18 protein-coding genes are annotated in these 20,760 nt (G+C 42.3%); 11 read left to right on the top strand and 7 right to left on the bottom strand.

What is annotated here, in order from left to right:
* Positions 1 to 179: 179 nt before the first annotated feature.
* Genes PSH41_RS14160 through galE form a run of 5 tightly spaced genes read right to left on the bottom strand, consistent with a single transcriptional unit; the run spans position 180 to position 5,778 of the window.
* Positions 180 to 1,508, bottom strand: coding sequence for an alpha/beta hydrolase family protein (locus PSH41_RS14160; protein WP_273589382.1), 1,329 nt, complete (start codon positions 1,506 to 1,508; stop codon positions 180 to 182).
* A 31-nt stretch (positions 1,509 to 1,539) separates the two neighbouring features.
* The gene (locus PSH41_RS14155; RefSeq protein ID WP_273589381.1) at positions 1,540 to 2,541 is read right to left on the bottom strand and encodes a Gfo/Idh/MocA family protein; all 1,002 of its coding nucleotides are present in this window, start codon (positions 2,539 to 2,541) and stop codon (positions 1,540 to 1,542) included.
* A 19-nt stretch (positions 2,542 to 2,560) separates the two neighbouring features.
* A complete protein-coding gene (gene galK / locus PSH41_RS14150; protein ID WP_024032028.1) occupies positions 2,561 to 3,709 on the bottom strand; it encodes a galactokinase in 1,149 nt (382 codons plus the stop codon).
* On the bottom strand, positions 3,699 to 4,763 hold the full coding sequence (locus PSH41_RS14145) for a UDP-glucose--hexose-1-phosphate uridylyltransferase (RefSeq protein ID WP_273589380.1): 1,065 nt from the start codon (positions 4,761 to 4,763) through the stop codon (positions 3,699 to 3,701). The genes galK and PSH41_RS14145 overlap by 11 nt, the downstream gene beginning before the upstream one ends.
* Before the next feature lies 1 nt (position 4,764).
* Positions 4,765 to 5,778, bottom strand: a complete 1,014-nt coding sequence (galE, locus tag PSH41_RS14140; protein ID WP_273589379.1) for a UDP-glucose 4-epimerase GalE — start codon at positions 5,776 to 5,778, stop codon at positions 4,765 to 4,767.
* Between the two features lie 306 nt (positions 5,779 to 6,084).
* On the opposite strand from galE, the gene PSH41_RS14135 reads away from it, so the two are divergent.
* Positions 6,085 to 6,912, top strand: a complete 828-nt coding sequence (locus PSH41_RS14135) for an SDR family NAD(P)-dependent oxidoreductase (RefSeq protein ID WP_273589378.1) — start codon at positions 6,085 to 6,087, stop codon at positions 6,910 to 6,912.
* Positions 6,913 to 7,056: 144 nt separating this feature from the next.
* Here the strand turns inward: PSH41_RS14135 and PSH41_RS14130 are convergent, their stop codons facing one another.
* Positions 7,057 to 7,296 carry a YdcH family protein gene (locus PSH41_RS14130; RefSeq protein WP_004588182.1) on the bottom strand — a complete coding sequence of 80 codons (240 nt, stop codon included), beginning with the start codon at positions 7,294 to 7,296 and terminating at the stop codon, positions 7,057 to 7,059.
* Between the two features lie 300 nt (positions 7,297 to 7,596).
* On the opposite strand from PSH41_RS14130, the gene PSH41_RS14125 reads away from it, so the two are divergent.
* From PSH41_RS14125 to speD, 10 genes are all read left to right on the top strand, one after another.
* The gene (locus PSH41_RS14125; RefSeq protein WP_273589377.1) at positions 7,597 to 8,586 is read left to right on the top strand and encodes a zinc-dependent alcohol dehydrogenase family protein; all 990 of its coding nucleotides are present in this window, start codon (positions 7,597 to 7,599) and stop codon (positions 8,584 to 8,586) included.
* A 332-nt stretch (positions 8,587 to 8,918) separates the two neighbouring features.
* The gene (locus tag PSH41_RS14120) at positions 8,919 to 11,192 is read left to right on the top strand and encodes a putative bifunctional diguanylate cyclase/phosphodiesterase (RefSeq protein WP_273589376.1); all 2,274 of its coding nucleotides are present in this window, start codon (positions 8,919 to 8,921) and stop codon (positions 11,190 to 11,192) included.
* A gap of 128 nt (positions 11,193 to 11,320) precedes the next feature.
* Entirely contained in the window at positions 11,321 to 11,902 is a 582-nt protein-coding gene (locus tag PSH41_RS14115) for an anthranilate synthase component II (RefSeq protein WP_273589375.1), read from the top strand.
* Positions 11,903 to 11,948: 46 nt separating this feature from the next.
* Positions 11,949 to 13,109 (top strand): HDOD domain-containing protein, encoded by a 1,161-nt coding sequence (locus tag PSH41_RS14110; protein WP_064386547.1) that lies wholly within the window; start codon positions 11,949 to 11,951, stop codon positions 13,107 to 13,109.
* A 444-nt stretch (positions 13,110 to 13,553) separates the two neighbouring features.
* Entirely contained in the window at positions 13,554 to 14,759 is a 1,206-nt protein-coding gene (locus PSH41_RS14105) for an aspartate aminotransferase family protein (protein WP_273589374.1), read from the top strand.
* 84 nt (positions 14,760 to 14,843) lie between these two features.
* Positions 14,844 to 15,860: an arginine N-succinyltransferase gene (astA, locus tag PSH41_RS14100; RefSeq protein ID WP_004588189.1), complete on the top strand. Its 1,017-nt coding sequence runs from the start codon at positions 14,844 to 14,846 to the stop codon at positions 15,858 to 15,860.
* Between the two features lie 16 nt (positions 15,861 to 15,876).
* Positions 15,877 to 17,346 (top strand): succinylglutamate-semialdehyde dehydrogenase, encoded by a 1,470-nt coding sequence (gene astD / locus PSH41_RS14095; RefSeq protein ID WP_029774138.1) that lies wholly within the window; start codon positions 15,877 to 15,879, stop codon positions 17,344 to 17,346.
* Positions 17,347 to 17,486: 140 nt separating this feature from the next.
* Positions 17,487 to 17,834, top strand: coding sequence for a DUF3802 family protein (locus PSH41_RS14090; RefSeq protein WP_004588191.1), 348 nt, complete (start codon positions 17,487 to 17,489; stop codon positions 17,832 to 17,834).
* 149 nt (positions 17,835 to 17,983) lie between these two features.
* Positions 17,984 to 18,397, top strand: a complete 414-nt coding sequence (locus PSH41_RS14085) for an OsmC family protein (RefSeq protein WP_004588192.1) — start codon at positions 17,984 to 17,986, stop codon at positions 18,395 to 18,397.
* An 88-nt stretch (positions 18,398 to 18,485) separates the two neighbouring features.
* Positions 18,486 to 19,298, top strand: a complete 813-nt coding sequence (gene speD, locus PSH41_RS14080; RefSeq protein ID WP_004588193.1) for an adenosylmethionine decarboxylase — start codon at positions 18,486 to 18,488, stop codon at positions 19,296 to 19,298.
* 83 nt (positions 19,299 to 19,381) lie between these two features.
* Here speD and PSH41_RS14075 read toward each other — a convergent pair whose 3' ends face one another.
* Positions 19,382 to 20,653, bottom strand: coding sequence for an aromatic amino acid transport family protein (locus tag PSH41_RS14075; protein WP_248443278.1), 1,272 nt, complete (start codon positions 20,651 to 20,653; stop codon positions 19,382 to 19,384).
* Between the last annotated feature and the right edge of the window lie 107 nt (positions 20,654 to 20,760).

Below are 20,760 nucleotides of genomic sequence, written 5' to 3'. Positions count from 1 at the left end.
ATATATGACTAGATTGCCTTTAACTTACATTAATGGCAATGATTTTTTCTTAAAATAGCCGTTTAAAAAATAAGCACGCTGTTTTTATTTGCTAACTCTTTTAAATAACAGGTGTTTTATAGCAGCATTATTTTAAGTGCGTATGCGGCTAAATATAAAAATAGCCGCCAAAGTTTGTGTTACTTGGTGCGCGGTTTAGCTTGTTGCCAATCCATACCAGTAGAAAAACGATTATCAAACCCATGCCATGCTGGCAGTGGCTTACCATTAACCACAGCTTGGTCGCCATTTTGTGGTAAGTCTAGGTATTCACATTGGCTGGTAATGCCTTTTACGTGGCAGTCCATCATAGCAAGTACAAAGTGTTTGTTGGTCTCGTTTAAGGTGCGCATTGACCACGATGGCTCGTAGTAATGGCCTATATCTAATTCGCTGCTACGTTTGGCAATAGCAGGAGCAGGGTGCGGCGCAATATTATGGCGCGCATTTTTGTAAGTAAGCAGGTACTTGTCGGGGCTGCCCGTTTGGTTATATAGGTTTTTAATGCCTTCATAACCGGATATATCATCTAAGCTACCCGCGACATAAAGCGAAGGCACTTTAATGTTTTGCATAGCACTGGCATTAAATAAGTTATGTTGCCCGCCCCAAGGCGCAAAGGCCACCATAGCTTTTATGCGTGTATCTACTTGTGGGTTTTTATATTGCCCACCTGCACAGCTATTGAGTAATTGCTGCACTTGTTTAATTTGCGCAGGGTCTTTCATACCGGTAAACATTGCAGTGGTTTGCTCGTTAAAATCATAACAGCCACCAATTGTATTAACCGCGCCAAAACCACCCATAGAGTAACCAATTACGCCTGCTTTTTTGTTATCTACTTGCTTGCTGGCAAAGTTGTTTTGTTCGTTAAAGTAGTTAAGTACAAATTGTTGATCGCGTGAGCGGTTTATAAGGGTACTAAAAAAGCCCGAAAACGGCGCATTTTTAAAATCAACATCTGCATTGGTTGAGTCGGTATGATCTATGGCTGCCACAATGTACCCATGCGATGCTAAATGTTCGCCCAAGTAATACATAATTGTACGATAGCCGGTATAACCGTGTGAGAGCACAATAACAGGGTAGTGCTCTTTGTTATTAATGGCTACATCGCGCATGGCATCGGCTTGTAAGGTAAACGCTTTACCTGTACGGGTTATGTCGCTGTAGCTGGTTAAGGGTGCGTTTGCACTGTTTGCTGCTGGGTACCACACTTCTACTTTTAAAGGGCGATCTTTTTCCCCTTGGGTTGCAGGGTCAAACTGCGCGGGATTTATTAAATCAAGCGTTTGTACGCCAACGCTGTAACTACCTTTAGCAGCAAGCTCAGGAAGTACTTCGCTGGTTAAAGGTGGGTAGAGTTGCTCAGGCGTTTTTTGATCTGCAAAAACAGTACTTGCTGTTAAGCAGCCCGTTGCTAGCAGCAAGGCTTTTGAAAGCGCCTTTAACGTGTGTGTGGTTGTCATTGTGTATCCTTGTTGTGTGTATTTTTTATTATTAATCTAGCTGATGGGCTTCAACACTATCGCTGTATTTAAGCTGCCACTGCGCACGAAGCGTATCCATTATGTGCATTACCCGCAGGCTTGTGCTGAGCGGTAATACATTGCTTTTTGTTTGTTGTTGTAAAATACATTCGCTAGCGTGAGCAATTTCAAATTTAAAGTTTTCATCGTCATTAAAGCTAAAATCAAACTGCTGCATTTGCTGGGTGTTTAAATGAAGCTCTAGCGACTGTGCACCAACAAATTCAGCAATGCGAATATACCCGTGCTCCCCTAAAATACAGGCTTCGGTAGGGCCATTTTGTTGTAACGCGCTACTAAGCTGCGCAAATTGCCCTTGGCCGTAATTTATAAGGGTTACACTGCGCTCATCTACGCCGGTCGTGCTTTTGTGTACTAATGATTTAATTTGTTCAGGGGCTTTATTAAATACCACATCGGCAATCGATATAGGGTAAATACCTAAATCAAGCAATGCGCCACCTGCGGTCGCAGGGTTCATTAAACGGTGTGAGTCAGCAAAGTTGCCCGCTAGGCTAAAGTTGGCATTAACACTGTGTACTTTGCCTATGATGCCCTCGCTTAATAACTGCTGCAGTTTTACTATGGCAGGTAAAAAGCGCATCCAAACACCTTCCATTAAAAAGCAGTTTTGTTGTTCGGCTAACTGGCTAAGGGTTGTGAGTTGCTGTGCATTAACAGTAATGGGCTTTTCGCTGAGTACATGCTTATCGTGCACTAAGCATTGCGCAATAGTTTTAAAGTGTTGCTCGTGGGTATTAGCAATATAAATGGCGTCAATGTGTGGGCATTGCATAAGGGCCTGGTAGCTCTCATAGCCTTTAACTGAATAGTGTGTGGCAAATTCTTTTGCGCGTTGCTCGCTGGTCGATGCAGCGCCAATAAGCTGTGCATTAGCGCAATGCGCAATGCTTTTAGCAAAGGTGTGAGCAATATTGCCACACCCAATAATACCCCAATTAACCTTTGCCATGCTTATTCCTTAATGATGTTTAAAAAGACGTAATTTGTAATCCTGAACCTGCTGAACATACGTAAATGTCGGCATTTAAATTAAAACGCTCAAAGTAGTGCTGCTCAACCGCTGCTTTGATAAGTGGTACTTCTGCATCACGGCATAAACACACAATCGCACCACCAAAGCCACCGCCGGTCATACGTACTGCACCGCGTTCGCCCATCGCTTCTTTACAAATTTCTACTAGGCCGTCGGTTGCTGGTACGGTTACTTCAAAGTAATGCTTAAGCGATTGGTGCGATGCCGCCATTAGCTCGCGCAGCGTATCAATGTCGTTATTTTGCAGCGCTTTAGTTGCTGCAATTACACGCTCGTTTTCGCTAATTACATGGTGTGCACGTTTGTATTCGTTTTCGCTTAGTGCATCTTTAGTTGCTTCAAGCGTGTCCATGGTGGCTTTACGAAGCGTGGCTACATTCATTTTTGCAGCTGCTTGCTCACAGTCAACACGACGTTGGTTGTACTCGCTATCTACCAATTTACGTGGGTAGTTAGAGTTAACAATAACAATGTTTAAATCATCGGGTACTTTTACTGATTCAGTCGCTAGGTTTTCACAGTCAATTAAAAGCGCATGGCCGTTTTCGCCTTTTGCCGAAATAAGCTGATCCATAATGCCCGATTGGCAATGCATAAAGTCGTTTTCGGCTTCTTGGCCTAGTAAGGCAATTTTTTCTTCGCTTAAGCCAAGCTGTGCAATATGGTTAAACATACCACCAATGGCCACTTCTAATGCCGCCGATGACGATAAACCACTGCCTTGCGGTAAGTTACTGTCAATAAGTAAATCGGCGCCGCGTAAAGTATGGCCCGCGCGCTTTAAAACAAATGACACGGCACGGATATAGTTACCCCATTGCGATTGCCCTTCGCTGATGTCTTCATCAACACTAAAGCTGTCTTTTTCGCCTGGGTAATTTAACGAATGCACGGTAATGATGTTGTCGTCGCGCTCTTTAAACATAACTTGAGTACGAAACTCTAACGAGCACGGAAATACAAAGCCGTCGTTGTAATCGGTAAATTCGCCAATTAGGTTTACACGCCCAGGTGCTGCAGCAATACCTTGAGCAGGCGCACCGTACAGTGATAAAAATTGTTGTTGAAAATCGTTAAGCGTCATCTGTGTGTCCTGCTGTTTTTTTGTAGTGTGTGGTACTGGCTGCTTGTAAAATAGAGGCAGCTGTTTCTGCGCTTAAATCGCGCTGGCTTTCGCCTAGCATTTCGTAGCCAACCATGTGTTTTTTAACGGTGGCAGAGCGAAGTAGCGGCGGGTAAAAATGGGCATGTAAGCGCCAATGTTGCTCATCTGAGCCACGATTAGCCGGTGCATTGTGCCACCCCATAGAATACGGGAAGCTACAATTAAATACGTTGTCGTATTTAGTGGTTAATACTTTAAGCGCTTGTGCTAAGGCGTCTGTTTGCGCATCGTTTAGCTGGCTAAAGTTTTGAATGTTATCTTTAGTTACAAGCAGTGTTTCAAACGGCCATGCTGCCCAAAATGGCACCACCACAAGCCAGTGCTCGTTTTCAAATACGACGCGGGTTTTATCTGTTTGCTCTTTTTGCACATAATCGGCAAGCATCGCGCTGCCATGCTTTTTATAATAAGCAAGCTGCTGGGTATCTTCGGCTTCTATTTCGGTTGATAAATGCGCATGTGCCCATACTTGGCCATGTGGATGAGGTTGCGAGCAACCCATGATCTCGCCTTTATTTTCAAATACCTGAACACACTCATAGTGTTGTGCAAGTTCTGTGTAGTTGTCTTTCCAGGTTTTTACTACTTCGTGTAGGGCATCGTGCTCAAGCTCAGGTAGTGTTTTGTTATGCTCTGGCGAAAAACAAATTACACGGCATTCGCCGCTTGCTTCATCAGCAATAAATAAATCGCTGTCTGAGTCTAAGCTTTGCGATTGCTTGCTCTCATTAGGGGTAAGTGCGCCAAAGTCATTTCTAAATACATGGGTGTATTTGTAATCTGGGTTGCTGTCGCCATTTGCACGGGTGTTGCCTGGGCAAAGTGGGCAGCTTTCATCGTGTTTTGGTAATACGCTTTCGTTTACTGCTTCTGTAGCACCTAACCACGGGCGGTTATTACGATGCGGTGATACTAATACCCAGCGTCCCGTTAGCGGGTTTTTACGTCTGTGAGTACTTTCTAATAAAGCCATGTTAACTCTCCAACCCACTAGGGTAATTAGTTTGCCAGCGCCATGTGTCGTTAGTCATGTCGCTCAGTGTTAGTTCTGCGTGCCAGTTAAGGGTGGTTTGCGCTTTTGTGGCATCGGCGTAATTACAGGCAATATCGCCTGCACGGCGCGGTGCAATTTTATACGGAATATCTTTATTGGCTGATGCGCTAAATGCTTTGATCATATCAAGCACCGAATAACCTTGGCCTGTGCCTAGGTTGTATGCATGAAAGGCGGTATCGGTTTTATGTTGCATAAAGGCCGCTACATGGCCTTTAGCTAAATCTAAAACGTGAATATAGTCGCGCACGCCGGTGCCATCTTTGGTGTCGTAGTCGTCACCAAAAATATTAACCACTTCGCGTTTAGCTACCGCAGTTTGAGCAATAAATGGCATTAAGTTATTTGGGATACCATTTGGGCTTTCGCCTAATAAGCCGCTTGGGTGTGCACCAACAGGGTTAAAGTAGCGAAGAGCAATGCCCATAAATTGGCTGTTGGCATTACATACGTCTTGTATGGCTTGCTCAACCATCACTTTGGTCCAACCGTATGGGTTAGTAGCGCGTATAGGGTGTTTTTCATCAATAGGTAGGTAGTCTGGCTCGCCGTACACAGTGGCCGATGAGCTAAATATAATATGGTTAACGCCTACCTCTTGCATGTTTTGTAGCATGCTTAATGTGCCCGACACATTGTTTTGGTAATAACGCAGTGGTTGCTCGGTTGATTCACCTACCGCTTTAAGTGCTGCAAAGTGAAATACAGCCTCAGCTTGGCTGTGTTTAAGGGCAAGTTTAAACTGCTGCTCGTCTTGAATGTCACCTAAAATAAACTCAAAACGGGTGCCGGTAATTTTTTCGAGTTGATCAAGCACACGGGGGCTTGCGTTAGATAAGTTGTCGTAAATAACTGGGGTAATGCCTGCCTCATGGAGGGCAATACATGTGTGGCTACCTATATAACCCATACCGCCTGTAACTAAAACTTTCATGTGTTTTCTCGAAAAGTGTATTTATATGATAAATACTACTATTAAGGTAATTTAAAAACAATAGTTATGATTGCCCGTTATTTCAAATAAACGCTTAAAATTTACCCAAGCAAAGGCACAATGGCTATACCTACTTAATAAGGGCGCATAGGTTTATCAATTAATTCTATAAACTGATTCTACTGAGCCACTAATTATTAGTCGCTAAAAGTGGTGGTACTATTAATAAATAGCAGTGAGCTAATGCGTGTGTAATTTGTCGTTAATGCAATGGCCACAGTCTTAATATAAAAAGGAACGTTCAACATGAAAAAAACAATTTTATTAACCGGTGCCACCGACGGTATTGGCCTAGAGACCGCTAAAATGTTGTTAGCGCAAGGGCATATTGTATTATTACATGGCCGCAACCAAGACAAGTTAAATACTGTACAAGCAAGCTTAAACGCTGATTACCCGCAAGCAAGCACAGCCACCTACATTGCCGATTTAAGCGATATGGCGCAAGTAAACACCTTGGCTCAGTCAGTGTTAGCCGACTTACAAAACGCGAATAAAATACTTGATGTAGTTATTAATAACGCCGGTGTTTATAAATTGGCAAATATCACTACTGTAAATGGGCTAGATGCACGTTTTGCAGTTAATACGTTAGCGCCTTATTTACTTACTAAAGCGTTACTGCCTGTAATGAACACGCAATCACGTGTGGTTAACGTGTCATCGGCTGCACAAACCAGCGTTAACTTTGACTCGTTAGTGGGCAAAAAGCCACTACCAGATAGCGCAGCCTACGCGCAAAGCAAATTGGCTATTACTATGTGGTCGCGTCATTTAGGTTTAGCACTTAAAGGTAACGGGCCATTAGTTGTTGCGGTAAACCCTAAGTCGTTACTAGGTAGTAAAATGGTAAAAGATGCTTATGGGCTTGCTGGTGGCGACTTAAAACTAGGCGCTGATATTTTTTGCCGCGCCGCATTAAGTGACGAATTTAAAGATGCCACTGGCCTTTATTTCGATAACGATGCAGAGCGCTTTGCACCGCCACATCCAGATGCGCTCAACCCTGCTAAAAATCAGCAGTTAGTTGATACGTTAGATAGCCTGCTTGCTCAGCTAAATACTGATAGCTAGTAGCAAATTAACGCGAAAAATTTCACACATGCCTTATAAGGCCTAGTTGTTTTTTATAAAGCCGTTATGTGCTTTAAATGTTTTACCCTTTGTTGATCGTCAAAGAGTTCACCTAACGGTGAACTCTTTTTTTTGTGTGCAACATTACTCTTGTTGTAAACGCTCGTACAACCAATCTTTTAATTCTGAACGCTCATGTTTTAGTTGATTCATTTGCTCATCGCTAATGGGCGCATCTTTAAGCTCTAAAACACGAATCTCTTTATCTAGCTTGTCGTATTTATCTGCCTTTTTAGCAAATTCTGTGTCGCTTTTATTTAGCTCTGCAATGGTATTTAGGTACTGTGGAAAGTCATTGGTAAGTGAGTGGTCTTCGCCTAACATATTCGCTCCTTAGTAGGATAAATGAGTTACTTAAGTGAATTACTACCTTTTCATATATTACTCTGGGGCTTAGACAATAATAAATCAACCATAGCTAGCTTAAATTGATATAGCGCAGCGACTGGGTAGGATTTTGTTTAACGCCTACTTTTAAACAGTGATGGAGGATTTTTAAACTCTATTATAAATATTATTTTGAAACTGATTGTGTGTTTAGCCTTATTATCATTTATAAAGGGTGTGTCTAGAATGAAGCTTCATTACATAATTACTTATCAACAGATAACAGAGGCAATACCCATGAAAGCAATGACAATTAATAATTTTGGTGGCACTGAAGAGTTTGTAGCAGCTGAGGTTGCAAAACCACAAGTAACAGCAGGTAATGTGTTAGTTCGTATTGCCGCAACAAGCGTAAATACAATTGATATGATGATTCGTCAAATGGGTGCTGACTTACCCTTTGCTCCAAAACTACCGGGCATTTTAGGGATGGACTTTGCAGGCACCGTTGAAGCTGTTGGCGAAGGCGTAACAGAATTTGCAGTAGGTGATGAAGTATATGGTTGTGCTGGTGGCCTAGGCGATTTACCAGGTGCACTTGCTGAGTTTATTCTTGCTGATAAGCGCTTAATCGCTCACAAACCTAAAAATCTAAGCATGAAAGAAGCAGCCGCTATTCCACTTGTAGGTATTACAGCACTTGAAGGCTTAACACGTGCAAGTGTAAGTGCAGGCCAAAAAGTATTAGTACACGGCGGCGCAGGTGGTGTAGGCCATTTAGCAGTACAACTAGCTAAGCATTTTGGCGCTGATGTTTACTCAACTGGCGGTAACGCAGAGCAACTAGCACTCATAGAAAGCTTTGGCGCTACAGGCATAAACTTTAAAGACGAAACCGTAGAGCAGTACGTTGAAAAACACACAAGCAACGTTGGTTTTGACATGGTATTTGACACCGTAGGTGGTGGTAACCTGACTAACTCATTTGCTGCAGCAAAGCTAAATGCACAGGTATCTACAACGCTTTCTTTATTAGAAGTAGATTTAAGCCCAGTACACTTTAAAGGGTTATCGTTAAACGTAATCTTTATGCTTATTCCAATGATCCACGACTTTAACCGTCAAGACCACGGCGACAAACTTACTAAACTGGCACAAATTGTTGAAGCAGGCGGTATGCGCCCAGTACTTGATGAGCAAGACTTTAGCTTAGAAGAAGCAGCTAAAGGGCATGACCGCTTAGCAAGTGGCCAAGCTATGGGTAAAGTTGTTATTTCTGTACAATAAATTATACCAATCCGCATAATTAAGTGATCTATTTTGAGGATGGAAAAGCGTGTTGATAGTAAGGCAAAAAATTCGCTATTTAGTTGCTCTAAATGAGAATTTTTTAACGTAGATAGCGACACGTTTAGCCCCTGAAAATGATTAAGTATTATTGCGGATTGGTATCATTACGGCCGGCATCCTCGCCGGCCTCTTTCTTTTTTATGCCCGCCTGATTAACGTTTGTACACCCTTTTTTATAACCAAATATAAACAATAGTGCTTTTATTAATCGTATATAATTACGTTTTAAAATGAGTTGTTAATATTTTAGGGTCAGAGCAAGCGTTTATATGAAAATATTCACTAATAAATTTGCCAGTAAAGCTAAGCAGTTTTATATCGGTATTGTGCTGGTAGGCTGTGTACTGTCTGCGATGGTTTATTATCAGGCAGAAACCATTAAGCGCACCTCATCGACCTTAATGGAACAACAAATTCCGGCGCTGCGCGATATTCGATTAATCGAAACCTACCTAGTAAAGCAAGAGCGCTTATTATATGAGTATTACGCAACGAGTAAGCGTGAACTTTATTTAATCGACTTTTTAGAAAACCATGTACGTATACTTGCGCTGATAAAAAACCTAGATCAAAATCACAGTACATTAGCGCTAGAAAGCAGCTTAAGTGATGAGTTTAAAAGTGGTTTAGACTTAGCACTTAAATTACACGAAAACCTATCAAGCAGCAGCACTAGTTGGGATTTAGCCAGAGAACAACTAGAGCAACTCACTGAACTGCAAGCCCAAGTGATGGGGCACTTAACAAATGCAGAAACGATTATTTCAAATGCAGTTGATAGCGGCTACAAAGACACCGAAAGCAACCTGCACACCACAGTCAATATTGTGTTTTTGTTTACGTTTGCCATAGTGCTGGTAAGCATTTATACAGGGCGTTACGCATCTAAATTTATAAAGCTTAGTGCCCGTAACGAACGTTTAGCGCTATTTCCAACGCGCAACCCTAACCCAATTGTGAGTTTAAGCGCCAACCTTGAGCTTAACTACTGTAACCCTGCCGCTATTGCTATGCACAAAGCGTATGTAAGCGATAAACACAGTACGCCCATTGCATTACTCAGCCCTAATATAAAGCAGCAACTAATAGACGCTAAGCAGTCGGCTAGTCATGTTGAGCGTTTTTATACACAGCTAGATAATCATTACCTCACTTACCAAATACATTGGCTGCAAGAAATAGATGCCTTTGATATACACATACGCGATGTAACAGAGCAATTTGAGGCAGAGCGCTCATTAGAGTATTTAGCCTTTCACCACCCGTATTCAAAGTTGCCTAACCAAGCCAGTTTAGAAACATACACCAATGAGCTAATTTCGCTTGAGCAGCCTTTTAGTTTAATGCTGATTGATGTAAGCCACTTTAAGCTATTGCTTGGGCAATATGGTTTATCGGGGGCTAACGAGTGTATAAATGCCTTTGCTATGCACTTATCGCGCAGCGCTAATAAATTTTCTCAGCAGCTAAAAAGTAAAAACAAACTGACCTTTTATCACATTGCCGATGCTAACTTTGTGGTTATTTATACCGAGCAAGACTGCTCAACAACCCTAGATGACTTACTCAAAGGCGTACAAAGCCGTTTAAGCCAAGCTATTAGCACACCGTACGGTGAAATGCGTATGAGCTTTAACTGCGGTGTAACACGCTACCCAACCAGTAATGACTATAAAACGCTTCTACTGCACGCCAATATTGCCTTAGAAGAGGCGGTAAAACGTAATATTCCCTACGCTCATTTTGATACCGAAAGCGGAGTTAAGCACGCCCAGCAGCTGCATATTGCTCGGCGCCTTCATACCGCGATTGAAAAGCAGCAGTTTGAGCTTTATTTTCAGCCTAAAATGCACCTTAAATCGCAGACCATAAACAGCTGCGAATGTTTAATTAGGTGGTTTGATGATGGGAAGTTTGTCTCTCCGGCGCAGTTTATTCCTATTGCCGAGCACAGCGGGTTTATATTGCCATTAGGCGAATGGATACTTGATAGTGCCTTTGCCCAAGCTAAGAAATGGCATCAGCAAAACTTAAATATTCGCTTGGCTATTAATATATCGGCAAGGCAATTTACACAGCAAGACTTTGTGCAAAGCATAAAACAGCGGTTGGCGCACTTTAACGTGCCCGCGCATTTAATTGAGCTAGAAATTACCGAAACCGCCATTATGGACGATGAAGAGTTTGGTATTTCAGTACTGCAGGCGCTGAGTGCACTGGGTATTAGCTTATCAATTGATGACTTTGGTACGGGCTATTCGTCGCTGGGTTACTTACAGCGTTTTCCGGTTAATAAATTAAAAATAGATCAGTCGTTTGTGCGCAATATGGCCACAGACACACGGGATCAGGCTTTAGTACTGAGTATTTGCCAATTAGCTAAAAACTTAGGGCTCGATATTATCGCCGAAGGTGTAGAAGAGCATGCCCAACTTGAAAAACTAAAAGAGTATAACTGCGACCTAATTCAAGGGTACTTGTTAAGCCGGCCAATACCAGCAAACGAATTTGAAGCACTTTTAGCTAAAGGCGTAAGTTTTTAAGGCGTTTTGCTAATGTATGTTGGGTAATTATTAGTGATAGAATGGCCCTATAAAAGCTTCTATCGCTCATTTTACAAGCCACACATGTGAGCAAAGAGCACTACATTATTAAATAAGGTCGTTGTGTAATGCTGTTGATGATCGACAACTACGATTCGTTTACTTATAACCTAGTACAATACTTTCAGCGCTTAAACCAAGAGGTGCTGGTAAAGCGTAATGACGAAATATCTGTTGCGCAAATTAAGCAACTTAACCCCAAGCATATTGTTATTTCTCCGGGGCCTTGTACGCCAAACGAAGCGGGTGTGTCACTCAATGTCGTTGAGCAGCTAAAAGGCATTTATCCTATTTTGGGTATTTGCTTAGGGCATCAAACTATAGCGCAAGTGCTAGGGGGCAAGGTTATACGTGCTAAGCAAGTCATGCATGGTAAAACCTCACCTATTGTTCATAATAATAAGGGGGTATTTACCGGTTTAGAAAACCCGCTTACTGTGTGTCGTTATCACTCGCTGGTGGTCGAAAAACACAGTTTACCGAGTGAATTAGCCATTACCGCATGGAGCCAAACCGAGCAAGGTGAGTTTGACGAAATTATGGGGCTACTTCACACAGAGCTTGCTCTTGAAGGCGTGCAATTTCATCCCGAGGCTATTTTAACAACTCAAGGGCTCGAATTGCTTGCTAACTTTTTATCTCGCTTCTAACCTTACAGTAACCACCGAATGGTAATACTTATACTGAATGGACTTTATGACTGAACTTGCGTCGCAAAAGCGAATAGCCTCAATGCTTGACCAGCGTGCTCACGACTTGCTGCTTGGCCATAGTTTTGCACATCAACAAATTGGCTTTATTCATACGCTGGAAATTGATTATGGCGAACCAATGAAGCAACGCACTTTATTAGAAGTAGAAGTTGCCGCACAGCATAAACGCCAGCAAAGTAGCACCGCGCATCATAAGTACCGAGCACAAGCGAGCAAACAACTCCATAAAGTAATAGAAACAGCCATATTTAAGCAATTAGAAGATATGGATGCTGTTATTCAAAACACCATAGGCATAGAAGATAACGTTGCTACCATGCTAGATATACTGGCGGTTAAGTCGGCAAGTGTTGGGCGTTTAGAGCCATTGGTAAATGATTCTAGTTGGCTTGGCCGCGAATTAGTGTCATTGGTAAACCTGCCTTACTACCGAAAGCAGCGCAGCAAAAGTACCTCAGTCAAAGTAGACAGCCCCGCACTTGCACTGCGCTATATTGGCCTTGATAACTTACAATTGGTAATTCCTACTTTTGCTATGCGCCATTGGATGCCACACAGCACAGAGCCATTTCCATTATTAAAACGCCGCCTGCGCGACGCCGCCATGGCCAATGCAATTGCGGCGCAAAAAATTGCAGAGCTTAACGATGTAAACCCTGTACATGCGTTTACACTGGGCATGCTTATAGATGTTGGGCGTATTGCCTTAGTACGCTTGTACTTAAAAACCTTTGAACAGGTATGGCAACGCAAAGTGCAAATAGCACGCGAAGCACAGCAAAAAGATTTACACACGGCATTGATGGAGCTAAAGCCAGATCCCTTATTTTTAACCACATTGCTAACTAATAAGTCACTTGAATTAAGTGCTAAAGTTATACGAAAAATGGCTTTTAAGTTTTTGCCGTTTAATCATGTTATGGCGCAACTTGTTCATGGTATTGAGCAAAGTAGTGATGTTTTCCCTATGAGTGAAGTCATGCTTAAAGCGCGATGCTATTCGCAGTATTTAAACCTAAAACAGCACCAACTTATTGAACAAGATGAAATGCAGGCATGGTTTTCGTATCATCAATTCACTAAAAATGAGCTAAAAGCCCTCGAAAACAGCAATTTTACCAACCTTGCTATTCAAATTGACTAAAAAGCAGCTTACTCGCTGGTCCTTATATCGGTAATTTGCCGCTGGTGGCAGCAAATTTTCATTAACTATTGAATTTTTTGTTAATTTTTTTGCGACTATTCATTCATTAACATCTCCCCAAGCACACCTCGCTTTAAGCACTTAATGTAAGGCGCGACTCACTGCGCAGGCGCATAAGTATTAAAAAATGGCATTTATTTTCTATGCAGATAGTTATTCACTATCTATGAAATAATATCCCAAGGCCTTTATTTTAAAGGCCTGCATGAAAGTTTTTAACGAGACAGCACCACAAATATCTGAAATAATGAGCGCCTGAAAATTGAACCACAAGGCAGTTTTACGCTCAACCTTTTGCTATTTAGTGCGTAAATATCTTGGTTACATTTATAACCAAACACCTATTTTGATGTTTTGTGTTGCTCACAATTAAGAGGAAAAAAAATGACAGTCAATCGCGAATTATTTGATCACGTAATGGTTCCTAACTACGCGCCTTCAAGCGTTATTCCTGTTCGAGGCGAAGGCTCTCGCGTATGGGATCAACAAGGTAAAGAATTTATCGACTTTGCCGGTGGTATTGCTGTTAACTGTCTTGGCCATTGCCATCCTGCATTAGTAGGTGCATTAAAAGAGCAAGGCGAAAAAATTTGGCACCTATCAAACGTAATGACTAACGAGCCTGCGCTGCGTTTAGCTAAAAAAATGGTCGATGCGACCTTTGCTGAAAAAGTTTACTTTGCAAACTCAGGCGCAGAAGCAAACGAAGCTGCGCTTAAATTAGCACGTCGTTTTGCACTTGATAAATTTGGTGCTGAAAAATCACAAATTATCTCATTTAACAAAGGCTTTCACGGTCGTACGTTCTTTACCGTAACCGTAGGCGGGCAAGCTGCATACTCAGATGGTTTTGGTCCTAAGCCAGGCGACATCGTACATTGTGATTACAATGACCTAGCTGCATTTGAAGCGCTAATTAACGACAAAACATGTGCCGTAATGATGGAGCCACTGCAAGGTGAGGGCGGTATTATTTCGCCAACTGACGAATTTGCACAAGGCGTTCGTGAGCTATGTACTAAACACAATGCACTGCTTATTTTTGATGAAGTACAAACAGGTGTTGGCCGTACTGGTGAGCTATACGCATACCAAGGTTTAAACGTAGTGCCTGATATTTTAACGTCAGCTAAAGCTCTTGGCGGCGGTTTCCCTATTGGCGCTATGCTAACTACTACTGAGATTGCACAGCACTTAAAAGTAGGGACTCACGGGTCTACTTACGGTGGTAACCCACTGGCGTGTGCAGTAGCCGAAGCCGCATTTGATACTGTAAATACCCCTGAAGTACTGGCGGGCGTAAAAGAAAAAGCAGCATTATTTAACGAGCTTCTTAACGCGGTAAACGAAAAATACAACGTGTTTAGCGAAATTCGTGGCCAAGGTTTATTAATTGGTGCAGCCGTTAACGAGCAATACAAAGGCCGTGCTAAAGAGTTTTTAGTAGCAGCTACCGAGCAAGGGCTTATGTCGCTTGTAGCGGGTGCTGATGTAGTACGCTTTACGCCATCGTTAGTAATCACCGAAGCGGATATTCGCGAAGGTATGGCGCGTTTTGAAAAAGCAGTAGCAAGCGTAGTAAACGCTTAAGCGCGTTAAACCACCTTATTAAGGGCAAGCCTGCTTGCCCTGCATATTCTATTTACCGTTATTGATAAGGGAGCAAGCGGACTCATGATGATCCTTCGCCCAATCCAGCAAAATGATTACGCAGCGTTATTAAAAATTGCCCACGAATCGGGCCATGGTTTTACATCTTTGCCGTTAAACGAAGAGTTACTGCAAAAGAAAATTGACCATTCTGTAAGTTCATTTGCTAAACAAACGTCACAACCTGGTGACGAAGGCTACCTGTTTGTTCTTGAAGATACCGAAACCGGTGAAGTAGTCGGTACTTCAGCTATTGAAGCTGCAGTAGGGCTTGATGATGCGTTTTATCATTACCACTTAAGTAAAGTAATTCACTCATCACGCACGTTAGATGTATACAAAGCGGTTGATATTTTAACCCTATGTAACGACTACACCGGCGCGACAGAACTATGTACCTTATTTCTGAAAGATGGCTATCGTAAAAACTGTAACGGTAAACTTCTTTCAAAAGCACGCTTTATGTTTATAAAACAACATGAGCAGCGTTTTGCACAAACAGTAATAGCAGAAATGCGCGGCGTGTCTGACGAAAACGGCAGCAGCCCGTTTTGGCAGTGGCTAGAAGAGCACTTTTTCTCAATGGACTTTCCTACCGCCGATTACCTAACAGGTATAGGCCAAAAAGTGTTTATTGCTGAACTAATGCCAAAGTACCCAATTTACGTAAACTTGCTTAGCAAAGACGCTCAAGCGGTGATTGGTAAAGTACACGACAACACACGCCCAGCTATTGAGCTATTAAAAAATGAAGGATTTACCTTCAACGGTTACGTCGATATTTTTGATGCGGGCCCAACAGTAGAAGCAAAAGTAGATAACATTGCCACTATTCGTAATGCAAAAGACTTTAAAGTAGAAATAGGCGAAGCATCGGGCGATACCATGGTACTGCTTGCTAACGGCAAGTTAGAAGATTACCGTGCAACGGTTGCAGCGCTTAGCTTTGATGAGCGTGCAAGCAGCCTTATTTTATCGCAACAAATAGCCGATGCCCTACAGCTACAATCGGGCGACACCGTAAGCGCAACCCCAGTTTAATTAAGGAGAAAGTATAATGACTCATCCTGCACAATTTATTAATGGTCAGTGGTCACAAGGCCAAGGCAACGCATTTAACTCAGTAAACCCTGCAAATAACGACGTTATTTGGCAGGCATCTTCAGCGACTGCAGAGCAAGTAGATAGCGCGGTAAATTCGGCGCGCGAAGCATTTTACAGCTGGGCAGATAAAAGCTTTAACGAGCGCCTAGAGATAGTTAAAACCTTTGCAGCAACACTTAAAGAGCACAGCGAAGAGCTTGCTGTAGCGATTGCCCAAGAAACCGGTAAACCACTGTGGGAAACGCGTACAGAAGCGGGCGCTATGGTAGGTAAAATTGCCATTTCTGAAAAAGCATTTTTAGAGCGCACCGGCGACGTTGAAAACGCTATGCCGGTAGGGCGTGCGATGATCCGTCATAAACCACACGGTGTAGTTGCCGTATTTGGCCCATATAACTTCCCTGGGCACTTACCTAATGGGCACATTGTGCCAGCGCTTTTAGCTGGTAACACAGTAGTATTTAAGCCATCAGAGCTTACGCCAATGGTGGCAGAGCTTACGCTTAAACTATGGGAAAAAGCCGGTTTACCTGCCGGTGTAATTAACCTTGTTCAAGGTGAAGTAGAAACAGGTAAAGCCCTTGCTGCGCATAAAGGCATAGATGGTTTATTCTTTACAGGTTCTTCGCGTACTGGTCATATTTTACATGAGCAGTTTGCAGGCCAGCCAGGTAAAATCTTAGCGCTTGAAATGGGTGGCAATAACCCACTGATTATTAAAGATGTGGCAGATACTAAAGCCGCGGTACACGATATTATTCAATCGGCGTTTATTTCAAGCGGCCAACGTTGTACGTGTGCTCGTAAAGTATTTTTACCTAAAGGCCAACAAGGCGATGACATTTTAGCGCGCCTTATCACTGCAACTAAAGCTATTAAAGTAGGCAACTACGATGATGAGGATCAGCCATTTATGGGCTCTATGATCTCATCTGCGGCTGCAGCAGGCATGGTAAAAGCACAAAACGAGCTGGTTGAGCTTGGCGGTGAAGTGCTAGTAGAGCTTGAGCACACAGCCAATACAGGTTTTGTAACACCGGGTATTATTGAGTGTTCAGCAATTAGCGACTTCCCAGATGAAGAGCACTTTGGCCCATTATTAAAAGTGTTCCGCTTTGATGACTTTGACCACGCAATTGATAAAGCAAACGATACCAGCTTTGGTTTATCAGCAGGTTTATTAAGCGATAGCGAAGCCGACTACAATCACTTTTTACGTCGTATTCGTGCCGGTATTGTTAACTGGAACCGCCCAATTACAGGCGCATCAAGTGCAGCCCCATTTGGTGGTATTGGCGCATCAGGAAATCACAGAGCAAGCGCATATTATGCAGCCGATTACTGTGCATACCCTGTAGCATCGGTAGAACTTGAAAAAGTAACGATGCCAGCAACACTAAGCCCAGGCTTAAAAATAGATTAATTACTGTTCTATTTGTAGTTATAAAGAATGAGAAAAGCAGCTTAGGCTGCTTTTTTTGTATTGGTATCGCGCAAAGCTAGTAATTAGTGGCGCTTTCTGCTTAAATCTATGCAATTAGTTATTCAAAGGTGAAAATCACAATGGTTTTAGACAGGCAAGGGTACGATGACTTGATCATGTATCTAACTCAAAATTTAGCGTTATTTGAGAAGCCAGGCGAAATCAAACCCGGTGCCCCTACCGTTATGGAACTCATAGAAGACGTAATAGCGCATAACGTTATGCTAATTTGTGAACAACATACCAATCTTAATACCGAACAACGCAGCCAAATAGTGCGCGAAGTAGACGGTATTGTTTACGACTTACAAGAAGTACTAAGCAGCATAACCTCACAACCCGTTACGGTTGAACAACACGCATTTATAGATGAGTTTGCTGGGCTTATTAAAAACTTATTTGATAACGCGGTAACACAAACCTCTTAACGTTACCCGTTAACACAGCGCAGTATGACCTAATAACTGCGCTTCTATTACTTCTCGCCTTATTAATAACACCACTAAATTTAATCTCAGCGCTCACGTATCGTTGCAGATTGTTATACAATCAACAAAATTTTTTTAGAGATAAACACATGCAAGCAAATGTAAAATGGGTTGAAGGCGACACCTTTATTGGCCGTTCTAATTCTAATCACAATGTAGTTTTTGATGCCGGCAGCGACAGCGCTGCACCAAGTCCAATGGAAATGGTACTTATGTCGGTAGGTTGTTGCTCGTCGGTAGATGTGGTAAGTATTTTAAAAAAAGCCAAACAAGATTTTTCTGATGTGCAAGTACAACTAAGCTCAGAGCGCGCCGAAACAGCGCCTCGTGTATTTACTAAAATTAATTTACACTTTGTTGTTACAGGCAATAATGTCTCGGAAAAACACCTTGCGCGTGCGGTTTCGCTCTCTGCTGAAAAGTATTGTTCTGTTGCTTTAATGCTTGATAAAACAGTAGAAATTACCCACAGCCACGAAGTTGTGCAAGAACAGGTAAAATAACGCTTTTTCCGTGAGGAAAATTCGTATAAAATCCGCGAACTTTTCATTCTGCAGGTGCAGATTTCACTAATTTATAGGTTGGTTTATCATGAACAAACCCTTCGATAAACTTAAACTTCATGGCTTTAATAATTTAACCAAAAGTTTAAGCTTTAGTATTTACGACATTTGCTACGCAAAGACCGAGCAACAACGTAAAGAATATATTGAATATATCGACGAGCAGTACAGTGCAGATAGACTAACCGACATACTAGGTGATGTTGTTGATATTATTGGTGCTAACATTTTAAATGTGGCGCGCCAAGATTATGAACCACAAGGCGCAAGTGTGACTATTTTGGTTTCGGAAGAGCCGGTAGAAGAGCAGCAAAATTACGATGCTGACGAAGCGCCAGGCCCATTACCAGATTCAGTTGTTGCGCACCTAGATAAAAGCCACATTTGTGTACATACCTACCCAGAAGCGCACCCTGATGATGGTATTTGTACATTCCGTGCTGATATTGAAGTATCTACCTGTGGCATTATTTCGCCACTTAAAGCGTTAAACTTCTTAATTCATAGCCTTGAGTCAGACGTAGTAACTATTGATTACCGCGTACGTGGTTTTACCCGCGACGTAAACGGGGTTAAACACTACATAGACCACGCTATTAACTCTATTCAAAACTTCATGACAGAAGATACCAAAGAAGCGTACCAAATGATGGACGTGAACGTGTATCAAGAAAACCTGTTCCACACCAAAATGATGTTAAAAGAAACCGACTTAAACACTTACCTGTTCGGCCTATCTACTGATGAGCTGTCGGATGAGGAAGAAGAAGAAATTCGCTCTAAACTAACCCGCGAAATGCAAGAAATATTCTACGGTCGTAACCTACCAGACGCAGAATAAATTAGTTTAAAAGCAATTTAGTTGTATTAAAAATGGCGCTCAGTGAGCGCCATTTTTTATGTGGGGCATTTATAGCAATTCGCTTAATTAAGCATGCTGTAAATAAGCGCGCATACGGCCAATGAGCCCACAGCAAGTACAAACAAGGTGCTTAAACGGTTGCGGTATTTACTCAGCGCAGGCACTTTGTATACGGCAATCATTGGCATAATAAATAAAATCATCGCAATGATAGGGCCAGATAGCTGATCCATCATGTCTAAAATGCTCGGGTTTTTAACCGCGCAAAACCAAATAGCAAAAAACATAATGAGTACGCCAATTTTGTCGGCTACTTTTGCACTTAAGCTTGTTTGCTTAGTCACCAAACCGGTAAAGCTTTCGCGTGCACCTAAAAAGTGCCCTAAAAACGATGACGTAATCGCAATAAAGGCAACCAGCGGCCCAAGGGTCGCGATATACGAGTTGCTGGTGATATTAGCAAGGTAAGATAAAATCGATACGTTAGCCGCTTTAGCAGCAGCCATTTGCTCGCTAGTAAGCGAAAGCACGCACGAAAATACAAACAGCAGTACAAATACAATAAGTAGTAAGCTAGTGCGCTTTAAAATAGCCTCAGCCTTATTAGTGGCCTGATTGCCATAATGCCCACGCTGCACGTTCACAAAGCTTGAAATAGCCGCCGCATGGCTAAACGAAAACACAATAATAGGAATAGATAACCACAGTGTTTTAGTAAAGCTGCCCGCCTCAGGTAGGCTCATATCAGGCATTTGCCAGCTAGGGATTAAATAGAGCGATAAGCAAAATAAAATACCTACAAGCGGATACACCAAAATAGCAAAGGCGCGCAGCATTAAGCGCTCGCCGCCCATCATTAGGCTAATCATACCGGCAACCAATACACCCGAAAGTAACACGCGAGAAGGTGACTCAAGGCCCATTTGGTTAACCATAAAGCTGTCAACGGTATTGGTTAAGCCTACGCCGTAAATAAGCAAAATGGGGAATATAGATAAAAAGTATAATAAAGAGATTAACCTGCCCGCTGTTACACCAAAGTGCTCTTCAACAACATCAGTAAAATCTGAATCTTTATTTTTAGACGACAACACAAAGCGGGCTAAGCCACGGTGTGCTAAAAAGGTCATTGGAAAGGCTAAACACGCCATAATAATAAGCGGCCAAAAACCACCTATACCAATGTTAATAGGTAAAAATAAAATGCCCGCGCCAACGGCGGTACCAAAAAGGCTTAACGTCCACTGCGTATCGTGCAGGTTCCATTTAGAAGTAGGTGTGTGTTCACCTGTTGTTGATGCATTTGAAAGCGCTGCATCTTGTGATGGTGTCATGTGTGTACTCATCCATTATTTAAATAATAATCGCGCGCAAGAATATAGTTTTTAGCTAAAATTTTCATGTTTTGAGGGGGGTTGTAGACTAATTAATTAGACGCCGT

The organism is Pseudoalteromonas sp. CST2 (genome assembly GCF_028599385.1).
GTDB classification, from domain to species: domain Bacteria; phylum Pseudomonadota; class Gammaproteobacteria; order Enterobacterales; family Alteromonadaceae; genus Pseudoalteromonas; species Pseudoalteromonas atlantica.
Note: the sequence above shows the minus strand (reverse complement) of the source record. Positions and strands in the feature narration are given on the sequence as shown.